Genomic DNA, 17,417 nt, shown 5'->3' on the forward strand with positions numbered 1-17,417 from the left:
CTTTCAGTGGTCTCGGTGGGTGACCAGTTGAGCCAAGGTCCCCAGCTCCACGGCCGCACGTGCGGTGGGAGAGGCCTCGCCGAGATGGACCAGTGCCTGCGTGTGCAGCTCGTCGGCCTGCGTCTGGCTCCACGCCCGGCCACCGGCCAGATCGACCAGAGATGCCGCCCGCGCAAGCGTTTCCGCGTTCATCTCCTGCGTGCCGGAGTACAACGACGCCAGCTCGGCGGAACCGGGAATTCCAGCGGTCAGCGCGTGCACGACGGGCAGGGACTTCTTGCGGCTCATCAGGTCCGAGTGCGCGGCCTTGCCGGTGACCGCCGGGTCGCCCCAGATGCCGAGCAGGTCGTCCACGTGCTGGAACGCCAGGCCGAGCTCGGCACCGTAGCCGCGCATGGCCTCGATCTGCTCGTCGGTGCCGTCACCGAACAATGCGCCCAAGGCCGTTGACGCGCCGAGCAGAGCGCCGGTCTTGCCACGCGCCATCCGCTCCACTTCGGACACCACGACGTCCGAGCGCGTCTCGAAGTCGAGATCGAACGCCTGACCGTCGAGCAACTCCACGGTGGCGTCGCCCAGCGTCCGGATCGCCTCCAGCGCACGCGGATGCCCGGACGCCGCGAGGACGTCCACCGCAAGCGCTTGCAACGCGTCGCCCGCCAGGATCGCCGCGTTCACGCCGAACACGGTCCAGGCCGTGGCCCGGTGCCGGCGGGTCGTGTCGCGGTCCATCACGTCGTCGTGCAGCAGCGAGAAGTTGTGGATGAGCTCCACCGCGACCGCCGCCGGGACGGCGGAAGCAGCGGACCCGCCCACAGCCTCGGCCGCCAGCAGCACCAGCGCGGGACGGATGGCCTTGCCGCCGTTCTCCAGCACCGGGTTGCCGTACTCGTCGCGCCACCCGTGGTGGTACTCGGCGATCGTGCGCATCGACGGCGGCAGCTGTTCGACGGCCTTGCGCAGAGCCGGGAGGACGAGCCCCCGGCTCCACGCCAGCACCTCGCCGGCGGGTCTGCCCGCCGCGAGAGGTTCGGTCACTTCGCCAAAGAATTCGGCTGTCATGACTAGAGACCGATCTCCACGTTCTCCAGCACGCCCAGCGCGTCCGGCACCAGCACCGCGGCCGAGTAGTACGTCGACACCAGGTACTTCAGCATCGCGTGCTCGTCGATGCCCATGAACCGCACGTTCAGGCCGGGCTCGTACTCGTCAGGGATGCCGGTCTGGCGCAGACCGACGACACCCTGCTTCTCCTCGCCCAGACGCATCGCGAGGATCGACGTCGTGCCGTTCTTGTTCACCGGGATCTTGTCGCACGGTGCGATCGGGATGCCGCGCCACGACTGCAGCGGCTTGCCCTCGACCTCGACCGTCGGCGCGTAGAGGCCGCGCGCCGACAGCTGACGGCCGAACGCCGCGATCGCCTTGGGGTGCGCCAGGATCAGCTTCGTGTTGCGGCGCCGCGAGATCAGCTCGTCCATGTCGTCCGGCGTCGCCGGGCCGGACTGGGTGCTGACCCGCTGCTTGAGATCGGCGTTGGCGAGCAGGCCGAACTCCTTGTTGTTGATCAGCTCGAACTCCTGCCGCTCGCGCAGGGCCTCGATCGTCAGCCGCAACTGGTGCTCGACCTGGTCCATCGGCTGGCTGTAGAGGTCCGCCACGCGGGTGTGGACGCGCAGAATCGTCTGCGCCACCGAGAGTTCGTACTCGCGCGGCCGCAGCTCGTAGTCGACGAACGTGCTGGGCAGCCTCGGTTCGCCGTCGTGGCCCGACGAGATGTCGATCTCCGCCTCGCCGTGCTTGTTCGACGCGTTGGAAGGGTTCGCCAGCTGCTGCGCGATGTGCTCGCGCATCGGCGCGATCTGTCCGTTGAGCTGGTTGAACGTCGCCCGCGACAGCACCACGGCCGTCGTCGGCGTCAACGCGCGCGCGGTGAAGCTCCACTCCTTCGCGGTGCCGGACAGCACCGGCTCGTCACCGATGTACTCGCCGTCCGCCATGGTGCCCAGCGCCACGTCGTCGCCGTACTCGCCGCGGCCGGTCTTGGTGACCTTGCCGTGCGCGATGACGATGATCTCGTCGACGGACTCGCCGCGCTGCGCGATCACCTCACCCGGCTGGTACTCGCGCTGCTCGAAGCGGTTCGCGACGGCGGTCAGCGCCTCCTCGTCCTCGAACCCGCGCAACAGCACGAACTCCGCGAGCTCCTGCGGCACGATCCGCACCTCGGAACCCACCGCGGTGAACGTGACCCGGCCGTCGCCGATCGCGAACGTGAGGCGCCGGTTGACCCGGAACGCGCCACCCTTGGCCTCGACCCACGGCAGCATTCGCAGCAGCCAGCGGGGCGAGATCCCCTGCATCTGCGGTGCGGACTTGGTGGTCGTCGCGAGGTTGCGCGCAGCGGCCCGCGACAGGCTCATCTGCTGGTCCTCGACCCCAAGGCCCGGATCGGTAACAGTCACTGCGAATCCAATCTATCGACTAACGAACCAGGACTGCGGCGGTACCGAGTCCGGAAGGCCGGTGGAACGAGGAGACGGACGGAGTGGGGTAGGGCTGGTATCTGCCGGTGCGCTGCGTCCACATCAGCTCGCCGGCGAGCCACGACTTCAGCGACTCGACGTACGCCTTGAGCGCCACGCGCTGGTCGGCGGTGAGCTGGTACTGGCCGGCGAGGTAGGGCAGGTCGTCGGCGGCGGACGTGGCGAACTGCCGCATGCGGGCGTTGACCAGGTCGGCGACCATGTTCACCGCCTGCTGCACCTCGCAGTCGAAGAAGCTCCGCACGACCTCGACGGCGTTGGTGACGATGCCGGTGTCCGGGCCGAAGCGGTCGTAGCCCACGATGTCCGCCTTGAGACTCGTGATGTCGGCGAACGCGTCCACGAGTGCCCGCATGGTCGAGTTCGCCAGCAGCTCCGGCGGCAGCTCGGCCCGGTGCACCCTGGTCGCGAGCCGTTCGGACAGGTCGGCGGCGATGGTCTTGCGCCGCATCTCCACGAAGTCGACGGGGTCGGGCACCCGCCCCTGGGCGTTGCAGTGCACTTCCCACAGCATGGCGTCGAAGTACTCGTCCAGCGACGCCCTGTCGCAGGAGTCGAGCGGGGCGCGCGTGAGCAGATCCGCGAACGCCCGCTCGGCGACGGTCCAGGTGGGTTGCGCCGGATTGTCCATGATGGACCGCATCCGGGCGACGAACGCTTTCGCGCCAACGAGATCGCGAGTGCGGAAGTAGCCGTCGTAGAAGATGTCGGCTACGTACCAGGCCCAGATGTGCATGTCGCTGATCTGGTTCAGCTCGTCCAGCCCCAGCGTGGGATGCGCCAACGGCGTGAACGAACCGAAGTCGGCCTGATCGAAGTACGCCTCGGTCCACAGCTGACCGTCGAGCAGGCCCACGTCCCGAGCCCAGGCCTTGCTGTGCCGGCGAACCTTGTCGACGTGCGGGGAAAGCCGTGCGCTGAAAGGCATGTCGAACGACGGGATCTCAACCACGAGCCACCCCCAGCCACGCTCCGGACGTGCCCAGGCCGGTCGGCCCGCGCAGGATCGTGCGGAAGAACGCCGAGTTCCCAGCACCACCCTCGACCTTGGTGTAGCGGCCTGCGTGCAGGTGCCACTCGTGCCCGCCGGACTGCCAGTCCTGCAAGCCCTTCACGTACTTGAGCACCCGCGCCTGCTCCAGCGGGTCGATTCCGTGCTCGGCGAAAAGCGTTGGCAGCTCGGTGAAGACGGTGTTCTCGAACTGGTGCAGCCGAGAGGTCAGCAGCGCGTTGACGGCTTCCACCGCGGTCTGCGTGTCGTGGCCGAAGAACTTCTCGAACACCAGCACCCCGTTGGAGTTCTCGCCCTCGCGCTGCACTTCCCGTTCGTACGAGAAGATGTCGTTGCGCAGGTGGATGGCGTCGGAGAACGTGTCGGAGAGGACGCGCAACGGCCGGGTGCCCGCGATCGACGCGGGCACCTCGGCCGCCTCGGAGACCTCCACCAGGTTCGCCGACCAGGGTGCGCCGCCGACCTTGCGGCGCATCTCGATGTACTCGATCGGGTTGGCGACGGTGCCGGACGCCATGTTCTTGATCTCCCACATGCACTCGAGCAGCAGGTTGTGGGTGCTCGTGGTGAAGCGGCGCCGCCAGTCCTCCGACATCAGCGGGATCGTGCGCTGCCAGAGGTCGACGAGACCGCGTTCGGTCGGGTTCTCCGGCTCCGGCCACGGGTCCGTGCCGTTGAGAGGCATGAACGCCGGCAACCGGTCGAGGTACGCCTTGGCCCCGGCCACGTCCGTCGACTTCTTGAACTCCTCGAAGAACTCGTCGTCGAAGTAGAAGACCCAGACGTACCAGTCCGTGATGAGGTCCAGGACCTCCGCGGGCGCGTCGGGGTGGGTCCACGCGCACATGAACCCGTAGTCGTCGCCCGCGAGGATCTCCGGAGTCCACACCCCGGTGTCGAGCATCCCCATGTCCCGCGCCCACTGTGTCGAGTGGACGCGGGCGCGCTCGAGGTGCGGGTTCATCCGTGCCGGGTGCGGCACGTAGAACTCCGGCATGGTGAACGAAGCTGTAGCCATTGTGTTCGGCTAGCCTTCGCGACCGAGCTCGACGTGCTCGAGGACACCGATCGCGTCCGGCACCATGATGGCGGCGGAGTAGTAGGCGCTGACCAGGTAGTTGATGATCGCCTGGTCGTTGATCCCCATGAACCGCACCGAAAGGCCCGGCTGGTACTCGTCCGGGATGCCGGTCTGGTGCAGGCCGATGACGCCCTGGTTCTGCTCGCCGGTGCGGATCAGCATCACCGACGACGTGCGGGTGTCCGAGACCGGGATCTTGTTGCACGGCAGCACGGGGATGCCGCGCCACGCCGGCACCTGCTGGCCGTTGAAGTCGATGTGCTGCGGGTAGATGCCGCGCTTGTTGAGCTCACGGCCGAACGCCGCGATCGTGCGCGGGTGCGCGAGGAAGTAACCGGGGTCCTTCCACACGATCGACAGCAGCTCGTCGAAGTCGTCCGGGGTGGGCGGGCCGGAGCGGGTGTGGATGCGCTGCTTGAGGTCCGCGTTGTGCAGCAGGCCGAACGAGCGGTTGTTGACGATCTCGTGCTCCTGGCGCTCGCGCAGGGCTTCGATCGTGAGCCGCAACTGCTGCTCGACCTGGTCCATCGGGTTGTTGTAGAGGTCAGCGACCCGGCTGTGGACCTGCAGCACGGTCTGCGCGACGCTCAGCTCGTACTCGCGCGGCGAGAGCTCGTAGTCGACGAACGTGCCGGGCAGCACGGGCTCGCCGTCGTGGCCGGCGGCCATGCCGATCTCGGCCTCGCCGAAGTCGTTCTGCGGCTTGTTGCGGCTGTTGTAGGCCTGCTGGATGTGGGCGCGCAGGCCGCCCGCCTCGCCGTTGAGGGCCTGGAAGTCGTTCCAGGACAGCGTGAGCACGGTGACCGGGGTGACGGCCTTGGCGGTGTACTCCCACTCGCCCTGCGGCCCGGCCAGGACGGTCTCGCCGAAGTACTCGCCGTCGGCCAGGTTGCCGAGCACGGTTTCCCCGCCGTACTCGCCGGTGCCGATCTTGTCGACCTTGCCGTGCGCGATCAGCACGACGGTGTCCTTCGGACGACCCTTCTCGACGATGAGGTCGCCGATGCCGAACTCCTGCTGCTGGAAGCGGCCGGAGAGCGCGGCGAGCACGGCCTCGTCGTCGAAGCCCTTGAGCAGCGACAGCTCGGTCAGCTCGGCGGGCACGACGCGGATCTCCGCGCCGATGTTGGTGAACGAGACGCGGCCATCGCCCAACGTGTAGGTGAGCCGGCGGTTGACGCGGTACGCACCACCCGCGGCCTGGACCCAGGGCAGCACCTTGAGCAGCCAGCGGGAAGTGATTCCCTGCATCTGCGGGACGGACTTGGTGGTAGTGGCCAGATTACGTGCGGCGGCCGTGCCCAAACTCAGCTGCTGACGGCCCTCATTGAGGTCAGAATCCGTCACAGTCACAACCCACACCCACCTATCTCAATGCGCCAATGGACCAATCCGATAAGCCGGAACGGACGTTAGTTCTCGCGATTGAGCGCTGTGAAGCGGCCAAAAAGGCGACATTCGGGTGGGTGGTTTACGCCTGTGGATGCTACGGAGCGTACAACTGGTGCACTACACAAGGACCTGTGCCTCGGCAGGAGGGTGATCCGACTCTATTCGTACATGAGTGGAATAGGGCACTCGTTTGGCCCAGTAGGATCACTCATTTGAGCGCATAGGTGAGTGATGCTCCGATGCTATACAACACCACTCCGAGTGGGTCGAAAACCACTCGAAGTGGTGTGTATCAATACAACATTGCGCCCTTGGGTACAACTCCGGCGTGAGGCCCGGATTTTGTACCAAGGACTATTCGTGCTATTACGCGTCGCGGGCGTTCAGGAATGATTCCAGCTGAGTGACGACGAACTCGTGGTCCTCGGCCTGGGGCAAACCGGACACGCCGACCGTGCCGACCGGGCCGGTGCCGCGCAGGATCACCGGGAAGACGCCGCCGTGCGCCGCGTACAGGGCCGGATCGAGGTGGGACTCCTCCTCGAACGTCTTGCCCTTCTCGCGGAACGTCGTGCCAACGTAGAACGAACTGTGGCCGAACCGCTCGACAACGCGGGCCTTGCGCTCCAGCCAGCTGTCGTTGTCCGGCGCGGTACCGGGCAGTGAGGCGTGGAACAGCCGATGTCCGTTGCGCTGCACCGAGATCGCGATCGGCAGGCCCTGCTCGCGGGCCGCGTCGAGCAGGTGCAGGCCGAGCTCGATCGCGACGTCGTTGCCGAAGCGGGTGAACTGCAGCTTCCGCTCCTGGGCGAGCAGCTCTTCCGAGTTCACAGCCCCACCACCCGGTTCTCGCGCGCGGACGTGAACGCGGCCTCGATGACCTCGAGCGCGTGGACCGAGCCGGCCGGGTCGACCGGGATGCGTCCGGCCTGCAGTTCGGCGTAGAAGTTCTGGTACGCACCGGGTTCCACGGTGACTTCCGCGGTCTCGTCGAGGATGCCGACCTGACCGGTGCGGGTTTCCGCGCCCCAGCCCGGGTCGGTCGGGCGGCGGCCGGCGTCGAGCGCGTCCTCCTGCTCGTCCATGCCGCTGATCACGAACGCACCCTCGCTGCCGAGCACCCGGAACCGCGGGCCGTGGTTCGCCGCGTGCGCGTTGGCCCACAGGTGCGAGCGGACGCCGTTCTCGTGCGTCAGTGCCACGAACACGTCGTCGTCGACCTGCGCGCCGGGCCTGCGCAGGTCCAGTTCCGCGTAGACGCTCCTGACCGGGCCGAACAGCTGCAGCGCCTGGTCGACGAGGTGCGCGCCGAGGTCGTAGAGGAGGCCGCCGGCTTCGGCCTGGTCGCCGAACTCGCGCCAGTTGTCCCAGATCTCCGGCACCCAGCGCTCGTATCGAGACTCGAACCGCCGGATGTCCCCCAATTGGCCGATGATCTTGCGCACGGTGAGGAAGTCGCTGTCCCAACGGCGGTTCTGGAACACCGTGAGCGGCACGCCCTTCTCTTGCGCTGAGGCCACGAGATCCTTCGCCTCGGCCGAAGTGGGCGCGAACGGCTTGTCCACGACGACCGCCACGCCCTTGTCGATCGCCTTGCGGGCGTACTCGACGTGGGTGCGGTTCGGGGTGCCGACGACGATCAGGTCGAGGTCCATCTCGAACAGCTCGTCCGCGGTCACGATCTTGGCGTCCGGGTACGCGGCACGGGCCTGCGCCTGCCGCTCCGGGTTCGCGGTGACGATCGCGACGAGGTCCATGCCCTCCGTCGAGGAGATGAGCGGGGCGTGGAAGACGCGGCCCGCGATGCCGTAGCCCAGAAGTCCGACTCGTGTCATGCTGTTGATTAAAGCAACGCTGTTGCATAATTGCTACGTGGACCTCACCTCGCTGCGTTCGCACAACGACCGGACAGTGCTCCGGCTGGTTCGCTCAGGGGCTCTGAGCAGGGCTTCCATCGCCGCGCAGACCAAACTGACCCCGCAGGCCATCTCGAAGATCGTGGCGCGGCTCATGTCGGCCGGCCTGCTGGAGGAGACCGGAGCGGTGCGCGACGGGGGCCGGGGCAAGCCGCGGATGGCGCTCCAGCTCCGGGCTGACGGCGCGTACGCGTACGGGGCTTACGTCGACCGCGACGAGCTGCGGGTGGTGCGGCTCGACCTGACCGGCGAGGTGGTGTCGGCGTCCGTGGTGCCGTTGGCGCCGATGTTCACGCCGGACGACGTGCTGGACGCGCTGGAGCCGTTGATCTCGGTCGAGGAGAAGGTGCTCGGGCTCGGCATCGGGATCGCCGGGCCGCTGGAGCACCGCGACGGGGTGGTGTCGCCGAACGGTCTGCCGGGCTGGTCGCGCGTTCCGTTGAAGGCGCTGGCCGAGGAACGGCTCGGGCTGCCGGTCGTGGTGGACAAGGACACCAACGCCGCCGTGCTGGCAGAGGCCTGGCGAACACCTCTGCGAGATGTCGCACTGGTCTTCGTCGGCACCGGTCTGGGTGTCGGTCTGCTGCTCGGCGGTGAGGTGCACCGGGGCGCACGGTCCGGGGCGGGCGAGTTCGGGCACACGACGATCCAGCTCGACGGGCCGCTGTGCGTGTGCGGACGGCGTGGGTGCGTCGAGGCGGTGCATGCGGCTGCCACGGGTGTCGAGGCGGCGCGGGTGCTCGCGGCGGCGGTCACGAACCTGGTGCAGCTGCTGGACCTCGACCAGATCGTCCTGAGTGGACGGAAGGTGCTCCAGTCGCCCGGCCTGTACCTGCGGGCGATGCCGGAGGTGGACGTGAGCGTCACGTCGTACGGCGCCGACCTGGTGCCGGTGGGCGCGGGGCTGCTCGTGCTGGGTGAATTGTTTTAGCATCAGGTTCGTGGACGTCGAGCACGTCGTCGGTCTGCCGCACCCGAGGCTGCGGCCGTTCGTGACGCGGTACTCCGGGTATCGGATGCGCACCGAACCCGGCATTCACCGCGGCCTGCCGTCGCGCTCGCTCACCCTCATCGTGACCATGGACGGCACGGTCGACCTGGCGCAGGGCCGGTTCGCCACGTTGTGCGGCGGCCTGCACGACGAGGCCGTGATCATCACGCACGACGGGTTCCAGCACGGCGTCCAGTGCGAGCTCACGCCGTTGGGGATGCGGGCGTTCTTCGGCATGCCCGCGGGGGAGTTGGCGGCGACCACGGTCGGGCTCGACTCGCTGGACGCGCCGGCCTCCGAGCTGCGCGAACGGCTGCAGAGCGCGACAACCTGGACGGATAGGTTCGCCCAGCTGGATTCCGTCTTGGGGCACCTGACGCGTCCGGTCAAGCAGCAGGTCGAGGTGGCGTGGGCGTGGCAGCGGCTCTCCTCGGGAGCGCCGGTCGGGGAGATCGCGGCCGAGGTCGGGTGGAGCAGACAGCACCTGAGTGCACGGTTCGCGGCCGAGTACGGGTTGACGCCCAAGGTCATGGGCCGCGTGATGCGGTTCGAGCGGGCCAACCGGATGTTGCGCGGTGAGGTCCGGCCTACGCTGACCGAAGTGGCCGTGGCCTGCGGATACACCGACCAGGCGCATTTCAACCGGGACTGGCGGGCGTTGTGCGGCGCGACCCCGACGGAGTGGATCGCGGCCGAGCTTCCATTCGTACAAGGCAGTGAGGGCGGTACGGGCGCAAGGTAGTTCGCATGACCACACCTGCACCTACCTGCTGGCCGGGACTGTCCTACGAGGACGCGCCGGCCGCGATCCGGTTTCTCGTGGAAGCGTTCGGGTTCAAGGAACATCTCGTCGTGCCCGGTGAGGCCGACGGCGAGGTCGTGCACTGCGAGATGGTCTGGCCCGAGGGCGGCGGCGTGATGCTGGGGTCCGCCGAGCGTTCGGTCGGCGAGGTCACGGCGACCCACGTCGGCGCTGCTTCCGTGTACGTGGTGACGGATCGGCCGGACGAGATCTACGCGCAGTGCATGGCGCGCGGGGCGACCGAGATCCGTGGCATGAAGGACGAGGACTACGGCTCGCGCGGCTTCACCGTGGCCGATCCCGAGGGCAACCGCTGGAGTTTCGGCACCTACCGCGGGGCATGACGAAGGCAACCTTTTTGCGAGGTTTGGAGTCTTCTGGGTGAGAGGTTCACATCCAGGGGAGGACAAGTGCGCCTTGTAGCTGGTTTATCCGTCGCGGTGCTCGCCGCCGGGCTGCTCGGCCCGGCGGCGCACGCACAACCACCGAGACCTCAGCTCACGCCGACCAGGACCATCACGCTGATCAGCGGTGACAAGGTCGTCGTGAACGAGCGGGGCGAGCTCGTCGGGGTCGAGGGGCGGCCCGGCATGCAGTTCGCCCAGTACGTGCAGAACGACCACCAGTACGTCGTGCCCGCGGACGCCGTCGACGCGGTGGGGCAGGATCGCGTCGACAAGCGCTTCTTCGACGTCACGGCGTTGCACTCCTACGGCTACACCGACGACAAGATCGACCGGATTCCGGTGCTGGACAACGGTTTGCGCGCGGCCGCCGCCGTTCCGAAGAAGGACGCCGAGCAACGCTGGAAGAGCCGGGCGACCGCGCGCGGTGCCGGAAAGCTGTGGCTCGACGGCAAGTCGAAGATCCTGCTGGACCAGAGCGTGCCGATGGTCGGCGCGCCTGCCGCGTGGCAGGCCGGGTTCGACGGCAGCGGGGTCACGGTCGCGGTGCTCGACACCGGTTACGACCAGAACCACCCGGAGCTCAAGGACGTCGTGACGGTGTCGAAGGACTTCACGCCGGCGGGCATCCAGGACGACGTCGGCCACGGCACGCACGTCGCGTCCACGATCGCCGGGCGCGGCGCGAAGTACTCCGGTGTCGCGAAGGGCGCGAAGCTCGCGGTCGGCAGGGTGTGCGAGACCGAGTGGTGCCTGGACAGCGCGATCCTGGCCGGCATGGACTGGGCCGCGCGCGAGGCCGGCGCCAAGGTCGTGAACATGTCGCTGGGCGGTGACCAGTCCGACGGCACGGACCCGTTGTCGCTCAAGGTGAACCAGCTCACCGCCGAGACGGGTGTGTTGTTCGTCGTGGCGGCGGGCAACGCGGGCGAACGGCGCAAGGTGTCCTCACCCGCGTCGGCCGACTCGGCGCTCGCGGTCGCGAACCTGCTGAAGTCCGGCACGCTCGAGGAGTGGTCGTCGCGCGGTCCGCGGCTCGGGGACTACGCCGTGAAGCCGGACATCGCCGCGCCGGGCACGGACATCGTGGCCGCACGGGCTGCTGGAACGCTGTGGGACCACTACGTCGACGACCTGCACGCGCGGCTGACCGGCACGTCGATGGCGGCACCGCACGTGGCGGGCGCGGCCGCGATCCTGGCGCAGCGCAACCCCTCCTGGACCGCGGCCGAGCTGAAGGCGCACCTGATGGCGACGGTGAAGCCGATCGCCGACACGTCCGCGAACGTCGGTACCGGCCTGCTCGACGTGGGCCGCGCGGTGTCGCAGCAGGTGCGGGCGGACGCCGGCAGCCTGTCGTTCGGGTTGCTGGAGTTCCCGCACACCCGCACGTTCACGAAGACGATCACCTACCGCAACGACGGCCCGTCGCCGGTTTCCCTGTCACTGCACCACGATCTCGGTGCCGACTTCACCGTTCCGCCGTCGGTGGTCGTTCCCGCCGCCGGGTCCGCCTCGGTGGACGTCGTGCTGGATCCGCGCAAGGGCAACGGCACGTTCTTCGGGCACGTCACGGCTTCCGCTGACGGTGTCTCGGTGACTACCTCGGTCGGCGCGTACGTGCAGGAGGAGCGGCACACGCTGACGTTGTCGGTCACCGGACGCGACGGCAAGCCCGCGCTGGACGAGTTCTTCGTGCTCGTCAACATGTCCACGCAGGAGTCCTCGGTGCTCATCGTCGAGAACGGCACCGGCTCGGCCCGGCTGCCGGTCGCCGACTACGCGGTGCTGGGCCGGATCGACGAGAAGACGGCGAACTACGCCTGGTACACCCCGGTCTCCGCGACCGAGGTGGCGGGGCGTGTCTCGCTCGCCGCCGATGTGAACGCGACGCTGGATGCGCGGCAGGGCAAGCAGATCAGCGTCCAGCTACCTGACTCGTCATCGGTCGTGTGGAACCGCGAGACCCAGCTGAAGGTGCCGATGAAGCCGGGCAAGACCAGCGGCGTCTCGGCGGTGACCGACGGGCGGGTTCCGTTGTACAGCCTCTCGTTCGGCGGGAAGCTGCCGGAGCTGACCTACGACTCCGGCCTCAACGGCGGCCAGCCGTTGATCTCGGTCGTCGGCGGTTTCCCGGTGAACTACTTCGAGGCCAGCAAGACCTTGCCCGCGGGCGACCACCAGCTCGACGTGGCCGAGCGCGGTGGCGATGTGCGCGGCAAGCTCGCGCTCATCCGCACTGCCGGTGAGGACGTCAACGCCGCCGCCCAGGCGATGGCCGACGCCGGAGCGGTCGCGGTGCTGTGGGCCGGCCCGGTGCCGTTCGGGTTCGGGCAGACCGCCATCCCGGTGATCACCGTGGCGGAACACCACGTGACGACGACGCCTGCTCGTTTGACGTTGCGCGCCATCACCGGATCGCCGGTGGCGTACGTGTTGTCCCTGCGGGACAAGGGTGCGTTGCCTTCGGGTGTGCAGCACATCCGTCGTTCCGAGCTCGCTGAGGTCAAGGCCAGGTACCACACGTCCAATGGCGACGGGTACGTGACGCAGCGGAACTACCCGCTGCAGAACGGGGTGCTCAACGGGAGCTTCGGCACGTTGGACGAGCGGCTCACCGCACCCGCGCAGCGCACCGAGTACTTCACGCCGGGCGACTGGTTCCAGGAAGGCTTCGACCGCAACAGCGCCACGTCGTGGGCCGACCTCGAACCCGTGACCTTCGTGGCGGGCAAGCACTACGAGCGCTCGAACCTCCGCGCGGTCTCGTCGCCCCGGCTCGGTCGTCCACATCTGGTGACCTGGTCGCAGGGCGGTGGCGTGGACCGGTCCGGCGACATGATCAACACCCGGATCTCGCCGTTCGGCGGGTCGGGCTGGGTGGAGAACTGGCAGTACTCCGGTTACGGGTCCGTCGAGCTGAAGCACTCCGGCGAGTCGGTGGGCTGGGCGGACGTCCGCCAGGGCTCGTTCTACGCGCCTGTGCGCGATGGTCGCTATCAGCTGGTGCTGGACGCGGCTCGGGACACGTCGGCGTTGTCGACCAACGTGCACACGTCGTGGGAGTTCTCCGCCGCCGCGGATGGTCGGTTGCCGCTGCTGGAGGTCGACTACACGTTGCCGGTCGACCTGCGGAACAGCTGGAAGGCCGGCGCGCCGATGCCGGTGAAGTTCACCGCGTCGCGTCAGTCCGGGGCGGGCCAGACCACCGTGCGTGAGCTTCACGCGTTCGCGTCCTTCGACGACGGTGCCAACTGGATGCCGGTGAAGTCCCTCGTTCCCCCTGGTGGGAAGGCCGGGGGCTTCGTGTCACTACGCGTGGTCGCGACGGACGCGGACGGCAACACGGTCGACCAAACGGTCCTGCGCGCTTACCGCCTTCGGGCGTAACCGCGCGGCCGTTCGGTCGTTGTAACCCCCTGCGGCACCTGCCCAGTTGTGCGCGAGACGAACCAGGGACGCGGCGTCTCGCAGCCGCGGGCAGGTGCCGCGGGTGGGGTGCCGATATCCGGTGGCTCGCACCGCGGGGCTGTGGTGGCATTGTCGCCCATGGGGATCTTCGAAGACCTGGTGGCGGAGGGGGCGGCGGTACCGCTGGAGGGCTGGGACTTCTCCTGGTTCGCCGGCCGTGCCACCGAGGAACGCCCGCCGTGGGGCTATGCGTCGTTGATCGCCTCGAAGCTGGCTGCCGTGGAGTCCGCTCTGGACCTGCAGACGGGCGGGGGAGAGGTGACGGCTTCGGCTGCCGCTGCCGTGCAGCCGCCGCTGCTGGCCGCAACCGAGTCGTGGCCGCCCAACGCGTTGGTGGCGTCCCGGAACCTGCCGTTGGTCGTGCTGGCGCCGGATGACGGGCCGCTGCCGTTCCGCTCGGGTGCGTTCGACCTGGTCATCAGCCGGCATCCGGTGGTGACGCCGTGGGCGGAGGTCGCGCGGGTGCTGCGGTCTGGCGGGACCTACTTGTCGCAGCAGATCGGTGCCGGGACGAATCGGGGGCTCACGGATTTCATGATGGGTCCGCAGCCGGTGAGTGACGCTCGCAGCACCACGCGGGCACAGGAGGAAGCCGAGGCCGCTGGACTTGAGGTGCTGCGGCTGGAGCCGGCGGAGTTGCGCGTGGCGTTCTTCGACGTCGGTGCGGTGGTGCACTTCCTGCGCAAGGTGCTGTGGACCGTGCCGGGCTTCACCGTCGAGGCGTACCGCGACCGGCTCCTGGACATGCACGCGCACATCCAGGAGCACGGCGAGTTCGTCTGCGCCTCGACCAGGTTCCTGATCGAGGCGCGGAAACGCTAGCGGGGCTGGCGTTCGCGGCGGATCGTGATGCGCTTGCCCTTGATGGTGGCGTCGCGCAGCTGGTCGATCACGTCGTTCGCCGCCTCGCCGGGCACCTCGACGAGCGAGAAGCGGTCCGCGATCTCGATCGCGCCGATGTCGCGGCCCTTCAGGTTCGTCTCGCCGGTGATGGCGCCGACGATGTCCTGCGGGCGGATGCCGGACGAACGGCCCGCGCCCAGGAACAGCCTCGTCATGCCCTCGGACGGGCCACGGCGCTCGCGGCGGGGGCCGGCGGGCGCGCCGTCGCGGCGCGGGCGGTCCTCGCGCGGGCGGACCTCCGGGATCTCCTCCTCGTCGGCGGCGGCACCGGAGGCCTCGTGTGCCAGCTTCACGGCGGCGAGGGCGATGTCCATGACGTCGAACTCGTCGGCCAGGGTCTCGACGACCACGCGGAAGCGGCTGAGGTCGTCCTCCATCAACGACTCCTGCAGCGACGAGCGGGTCAGCTCCAGCTGGCGGGCGCGCAGGTCGGCGACCGTCGGGACCTTCTCCATCGGGATCTTGGTCTTGGTGACGCGCTCGATGGTCTTGAGCATCGAGTTCTCGCGCGGCTCGACCAGGGTGATCGCGACGCCCTCACGGCCGGCGCGGCCCACGCGGCCGATGCGGTGCGTGTACGCCTCGGGGGCGGACGGCACGTTGTAGTTGACGACGTGCGTGAGCTGCTCGATGTCGAGGCCGCGGGCCGCGACGTCGGTGGCCACCAGCAGGTCGGCGGTGCCGCCGCGCAGGCGGGCCATCACGCGGTCGCGCTGCTCCTGGCTGATGCCGCCGTGCAGCGACTCGGCGCGGTAGCCGCGGCCGTTCAGCGTTTCGGTGAGCTGGTCGACCTCGTCACGCGTGCGGCAGAAGACGACGGCGGCGGTCGGCGACTCGACGTCCAGGACGCGGCCGAGCGCGGCGGGCTTGTGCTCGCGGCGCACCAGGTACGCGGTCTGCCGGACGCGCGGAGCCTCACCCGGCTCGGTCTTCTCGCGCTCGATCTGGATCAGCACCGGCTCGCGCAGGTGGCTCTTGGCCATGCGGTTGATGCGCGGCGGCATCGTGGCCGAGAACAGCACCGTCTGCCGCTCGGCGGGCGCCTCGGCGAGGATCGCGTCGATGTCCTCCGCGAAGCCCATGTCGAGCATCTCGTCGGCCTCGTCGAGCACGACCATGCGCAGGTCGCTGAGCTGCAACGTGCCGCGCTGCAGGTGGTCGATCGCGCGGCCAGGGGTCGCGACCACCACGTCGACGCCGCGGGACAGCTCACGCAGCTGGCGGCCGATGGGCTGGCCGCCGTAGATGGGCAGCACACGGGCGCCCATGTGGCGGCCGTAGCGGTGCACCGCTTCGGACACCTGCACCGCCAGCTCACGGGTCGGCGCGAGCACGAGGGCGAGCGGCTTCTCGGCCTTGCCGATCCGGTCGGCGATGCGTTCGAGCAGGGGCAACGCGAACGCCGCCGTCTTGCCCGTGCCCGTGGCGGCCTGCCCGAGCAGGTCGTTGCCCGCGAGCAGCGGCGGGATCGCTTCACTCTGGATCGGCGTCGGCTCCTCGTAGCCCAGGGTCGTGAGAGCGTTGAGGATGTCGGGCCTGAGCCCCAGGTCGGCGAAACCGTTGTCGGCGGTGGTCATGACGAGTATCTTCCCCCACCGCCCGACATCGCACTCACTCAGCACTGGTTCAGGCCAGGTCAGGCTGCTTCTCGCGGGCTCACGCGAACCTCCGCACCGCTCGCCACGTCGTCGGCCTCGGCTGAGATCTTGACCTGACCAGGCCTTATGGTGGTGAGCGGGTCGGCACCGGGATCGCGCCACTGCCCCGGCCCGGACGCGTCGCCCACGTGCGAACCGGGTGACCCTTCCCACATCCCGGATACCGGCACCGTCCGCGAACCCTGTTTCAGCGTCGCCGCAACCGTTTCCGGCTCGCCCGGTCCGAGGTGGCGCGGCGCTCGGGCCTGGAGTGTGCGGGGGTGGGCTTCGGCCGGAGTTCGGCCACGCGCGGAACAGTGTCCACTGTGGACGCGAAGGAGTCCGGCGAGCCGCCGGTGCCGGTCTGGTTGCTGGCCGTTCGTCTACTGTGGACTCGGGTGTCGCGGCCGTAGACTGGCCAGGTGACGAATAGCCTGACGGTCTGCTCCTCGCACCTGATCACCCTGCCCAGCGCGCCCCACGGCCCGGTGCGCGCGGCGATCGCCGACGCCCGCGCCGCCGTGGCGGAGTTCGACCCGGAGCTCGTGGTCTTCTTCGGCACGGACCACCGCCGTGCGTTCCGCGCCGTGGTGCCGACGTTCGCCGTCGTGCTGTCGGCCACGGCCCAGGGCGACGTCGCCGGTCCGTCCGGTGCCTACGACGTGCCTTCCGCGCTGGGCCGCGATCTGGTGGCGGACCTGGTGTCGCACGACTTCGACATCGCGACTGCTTACGAGGCCGCGCTGGACCACGCGTTCGGCCACACGGCGCGCGACCTGCTCGGCGAGATCGACGCCAAGCCGGTGCTGCCGATCTTCATCAACTGCGCCTCGCCGCCCCACGCGTCCTTCCGCCGCGCGGCGTCGCTGGGACGCCGCGTCGGCGAGTTCTTCTCGGACAAGCGGGTGCTCTACGTGGGATCGGGTGGCCTGGCGCACGACCTGCCGGGATTCCGCGAACCCGAGACGGGCGAGGTGCTCACGGAGGAGGAGCGCCAGGCGTGGATCAAGTCGGTCAACGAGAAGGCGCGGACCGAGGGCACGCTCCGCGAGCTGGTGCGCACGTGGGACGAGGCCTTCCTGGCCGGCGTGGGCGGGACGTCGCAGGACTGGCTCGACGAGATCGGCGTCGACCTGGTCGAGCGTGGCGGCAACGGTGCGGCGGAGTGCCTCACCTGGACGGCGGCGTGGGCCGCCGGTGGCCGGGCCCTGAAGACGCTGGCGCACGAGTTCGACACGAACGGCCGCGCCGTGGTGATGTCC

Annotated in this window: 15 protein-coding genes; 6 read left to right on the plus strand and 9 right to left on the minus strand. The window is 69.0% G+C overall.

Going from position 1 to position 17,417, the window contains the following annotated elements:
- Positions 1-3: 3 nt before the first annotated feature.
- The 7 genes from UK23_RS32095 to UK23_RS32120 form a co-directional block, all read right to left on the minus strand.
- Positions 4-1,038 carry a family 2 encapsulin nanocompartment cargo protein polyprenyl transferase gene (locus tag UK23_RS32095; RefSeq protein ID WP_231114778.1) on the minus strand — a complete coding sequence of 345 codons (1,035 nt, stop codon included), beginning with the start codon at positions 1,036-1,038 and terminating at the stop codon, positions 4-6.
- A gap of 26 nt (positions 1,039-1,064) precedes the next feature.
- Complete coding sequence (locus tag UK23_RS32100; RefSeq protein ID WP_045315452.1) at positions 1,065-2,423, minus strand: family 2B encapsulin nanocompartment shell protein; 1,359 nt, start codon at positions 2,421-2,423, stop codon at positions 1,065-1,067.
- Positions 2,424-2,484: 61 nt separating this feature from the next.
- Positions 2,485-3,498 (minus strand): terpene synthase family protein, encoded by a 1,014-nt coding sequence (locus UK23_RS50695; protein WP_052685246.1) that lies wholly within the window; start codon positions 3,496-3,498, stop codon positions 2,485-2,487.
- Positions 3,491-4,576 (minus strand): terpene synthase family protein, encoded by a 1,086-nt coding sequence (locus UK23_RS50700; RefSeq protein ID WP_156213525.1) that lies wholly within the window; start codon positions 4,574-4,576, stop codon positions 3,491-3,493. Before UK23_RS50700 ends, UK23_RS50695 begins: the two co-directional genes overlap by 8 nt.
- Positions 4,577-4,585: 9 nt before the next feature.
- Positions 4,586-5,992 carry a family 2B encapsulin nanocompartment shell protein gene (locus UK23_RS32110; protein WP_045315453.1) on the minus strand — a complete coding sequence of 469 codons (1,407 nt, stop codon included), beginning with the start codon at positions 5,990-5,992 and terminating at the stop codon, positions 4,586-4,588.
- 405 nt (positions 5,993-6,397) lie between these two features.
- Positions 6,398-6,862, minus strand: a complete 465-nt coding sequence (locus UK23_RS54115) for a heme-degrading domain-containing protein (protein ID WP_045315454.1) — start codon at positions 6,860-6,862, stop codon at positions 6,398-6,400.
- A complete protein-coding gene (locus UK23_RS32120) occupies positions 6,859-7,866 on the minus strand; it encodes a Gfo/Idh/MocA family oxidoreductase (RefSeq protein WP_045315455.1) in 1,008 nt (335 codons plus the stop codon). The genes UK23_RS54115 and UK23_RS32120 overlap by 4 nt, the downstream gene beginning before the upstream one ends.
- Before the next feature lie 37 nt (positions 7,867-7,903).
- Between UK23_RS32120 and UK23_RS32125 the strand changes: the two genes are divergently transcribed.
- The 5 genes from UK23_RS32125 to UK23_RS32145 all read left to right on the plus strand — a co-directional run bounded on the left by UK23_RS32125 (position 7,904) and on the right by UK23_RS32145 (position 14,437).
- A complete protein-coding gene (locus UK23_RS32125) occupies positions 7,904-8,878 on the plus strand; it encodes an ROK family transcriptional regulator (protein WP_231114779.1) in 975 nt (324 codons plus the stop codon).
- Positions 8,879-8,888: 10 nt separating this feature from the next.
- Positions 8,889-9,680: a helix-turn-helix domain-containing protein gene (locus UK23_RS32130; RefSeq protein ID WP_052685248.1), complete on the plus strand. Its 792-nt coding sequence runs from the start codon at positions 8,889-8,891 to the stop codon at positions 9,678-9,680.
- 5 nt (positions 9,681-9,685) lie between these two features.
- The gene (locus UK23_RS32135; protein ID WP_045315457.1) at positions 9,686-10,084 is read left to right on the plus strand and encodes a VOC family protein; all 399 of its coding nucleotides are present in this window, start codon (positions 9,686-9,688) and stop codon (positions 10,082-10,084) included.
- 96 nt (positions 10,085-10,180) lie between these two features.
- The gene (locus tag UK23_RS49125) at positions 10,181-13,534 is read left to right on the plus strand and encodes a S8 family serine peptidase (protein WP_052685249.1); all 3,354 of its coding nucleotides are present in this window, start codon (positions 10,181-10,183) and stop codon (positions 13,532-13,534) included.
- Between the two features lie 159 nt (positions 13,535-13,693).
- A complete protein-coding gene (locus UK23_RS32145) occupies positions 13,694-14,437 on the plus strand; it encodes a methyltransferase type 11 (RefSeq protein WP_045315458.1) in 744 nt (247 codons plus the stop codon).
- Here the strand turns inward: UK23_RS32145 and UK23_RS32150 are convergent.
- Together UK23_RS32150 and UK23_RS52045 are read right to left on the minus strand one after the other, a co-directional pair.
- The gene (locus UK23_RS32150; protein ID WP_045315459.1) at positions 14,434-16,095 is read right to left on the minus strand and encodes a DEAD/DEAH box helicase; all 1,662 of its coding nucleotides are present in this window, start codon (positions 16,093-16,095) and stop codon (positions 14,434-14,436) included. The two genes, UK23_RS32145 and UK23_RS32150, sit on opposite strands and share 4 nt — an antisense overlap.
- A gap of 59 nt (positions 16,096-16,154) precedes the next feature.
- Entirely contained in the window at positions 16,155-16,346 is a 192-nt protein-coding gene (locus UK23_RS52045) for a hypothetical protein (protein WP_156213527.1), read from the minus strand.
- 231 nt (positions 16,347-16,577) lie between these two features.
- Between UK23_RS52045 and UK23_RS32155 the strand changes: the two genes are divergently transcribed.
- A partial coding sequence (locus tag UK23_RS32155) for a 3-carboxyethylcatechol 2,3-dioxygenase (protein WP_156213528.1) occupies positions 16,578-17,417 on the plus strand: 840 nt, incomplete at its 3' end.

Origin of the sequence: Lentzea aerocolonigenes, from assembly GCF_000955955.1 — a bacterium.
GTDB lineage: Bacteria > Actinomycetota > Actinomycetes > Mycobacteriales > Pseudonocardiaceae > Lentzea > Lentzea aerocolonigenes_A.

Coding starts and splice junctions, on each gene's coding strand:
- UK23_RS32145 (WP_045315458.1), top strand. CDS start 13,694: ATGGGGATCTTCGAAGACCTGGTGGCGGAGGGGGCGGCGGTACCGCTG.
- UK23_RS50700 (WP_156213525.1), bottom strand. CDS start 4,576: ATGGCTACAGCTTCGTTCACCATGCCGGAGTTCTACGTGCCGCACCCG.
- UK23_RS32120 (WP_045315455.1), bottom strand. CDS start 7,866: ATGACACGAGTCGGACTTCTGGGCTACGGCATCGCGGGCCGCGTCTTC.
- UK23_RS32100 (WP_045315452.1), bottom strand. CDS start 2,423: ATGAGCCTGTCGCGGGCCGCTGCGCGCAACCTCGCGACGACCACCAAG.
- UK23_RS32150 (WP_045315459.1), bottom strand. CDS start 16,095: ATGACCACCGCCGACAACGGTTTCGCCGACCTGGGGCTCAGGCCCGAC.
- UK23_RS32135 (WP_045315457.1), top strand. CDS start 9,686: ATGACCACACCTGCACCTACCTGCTGGCCGGGACTGTCCTACGAGGAC.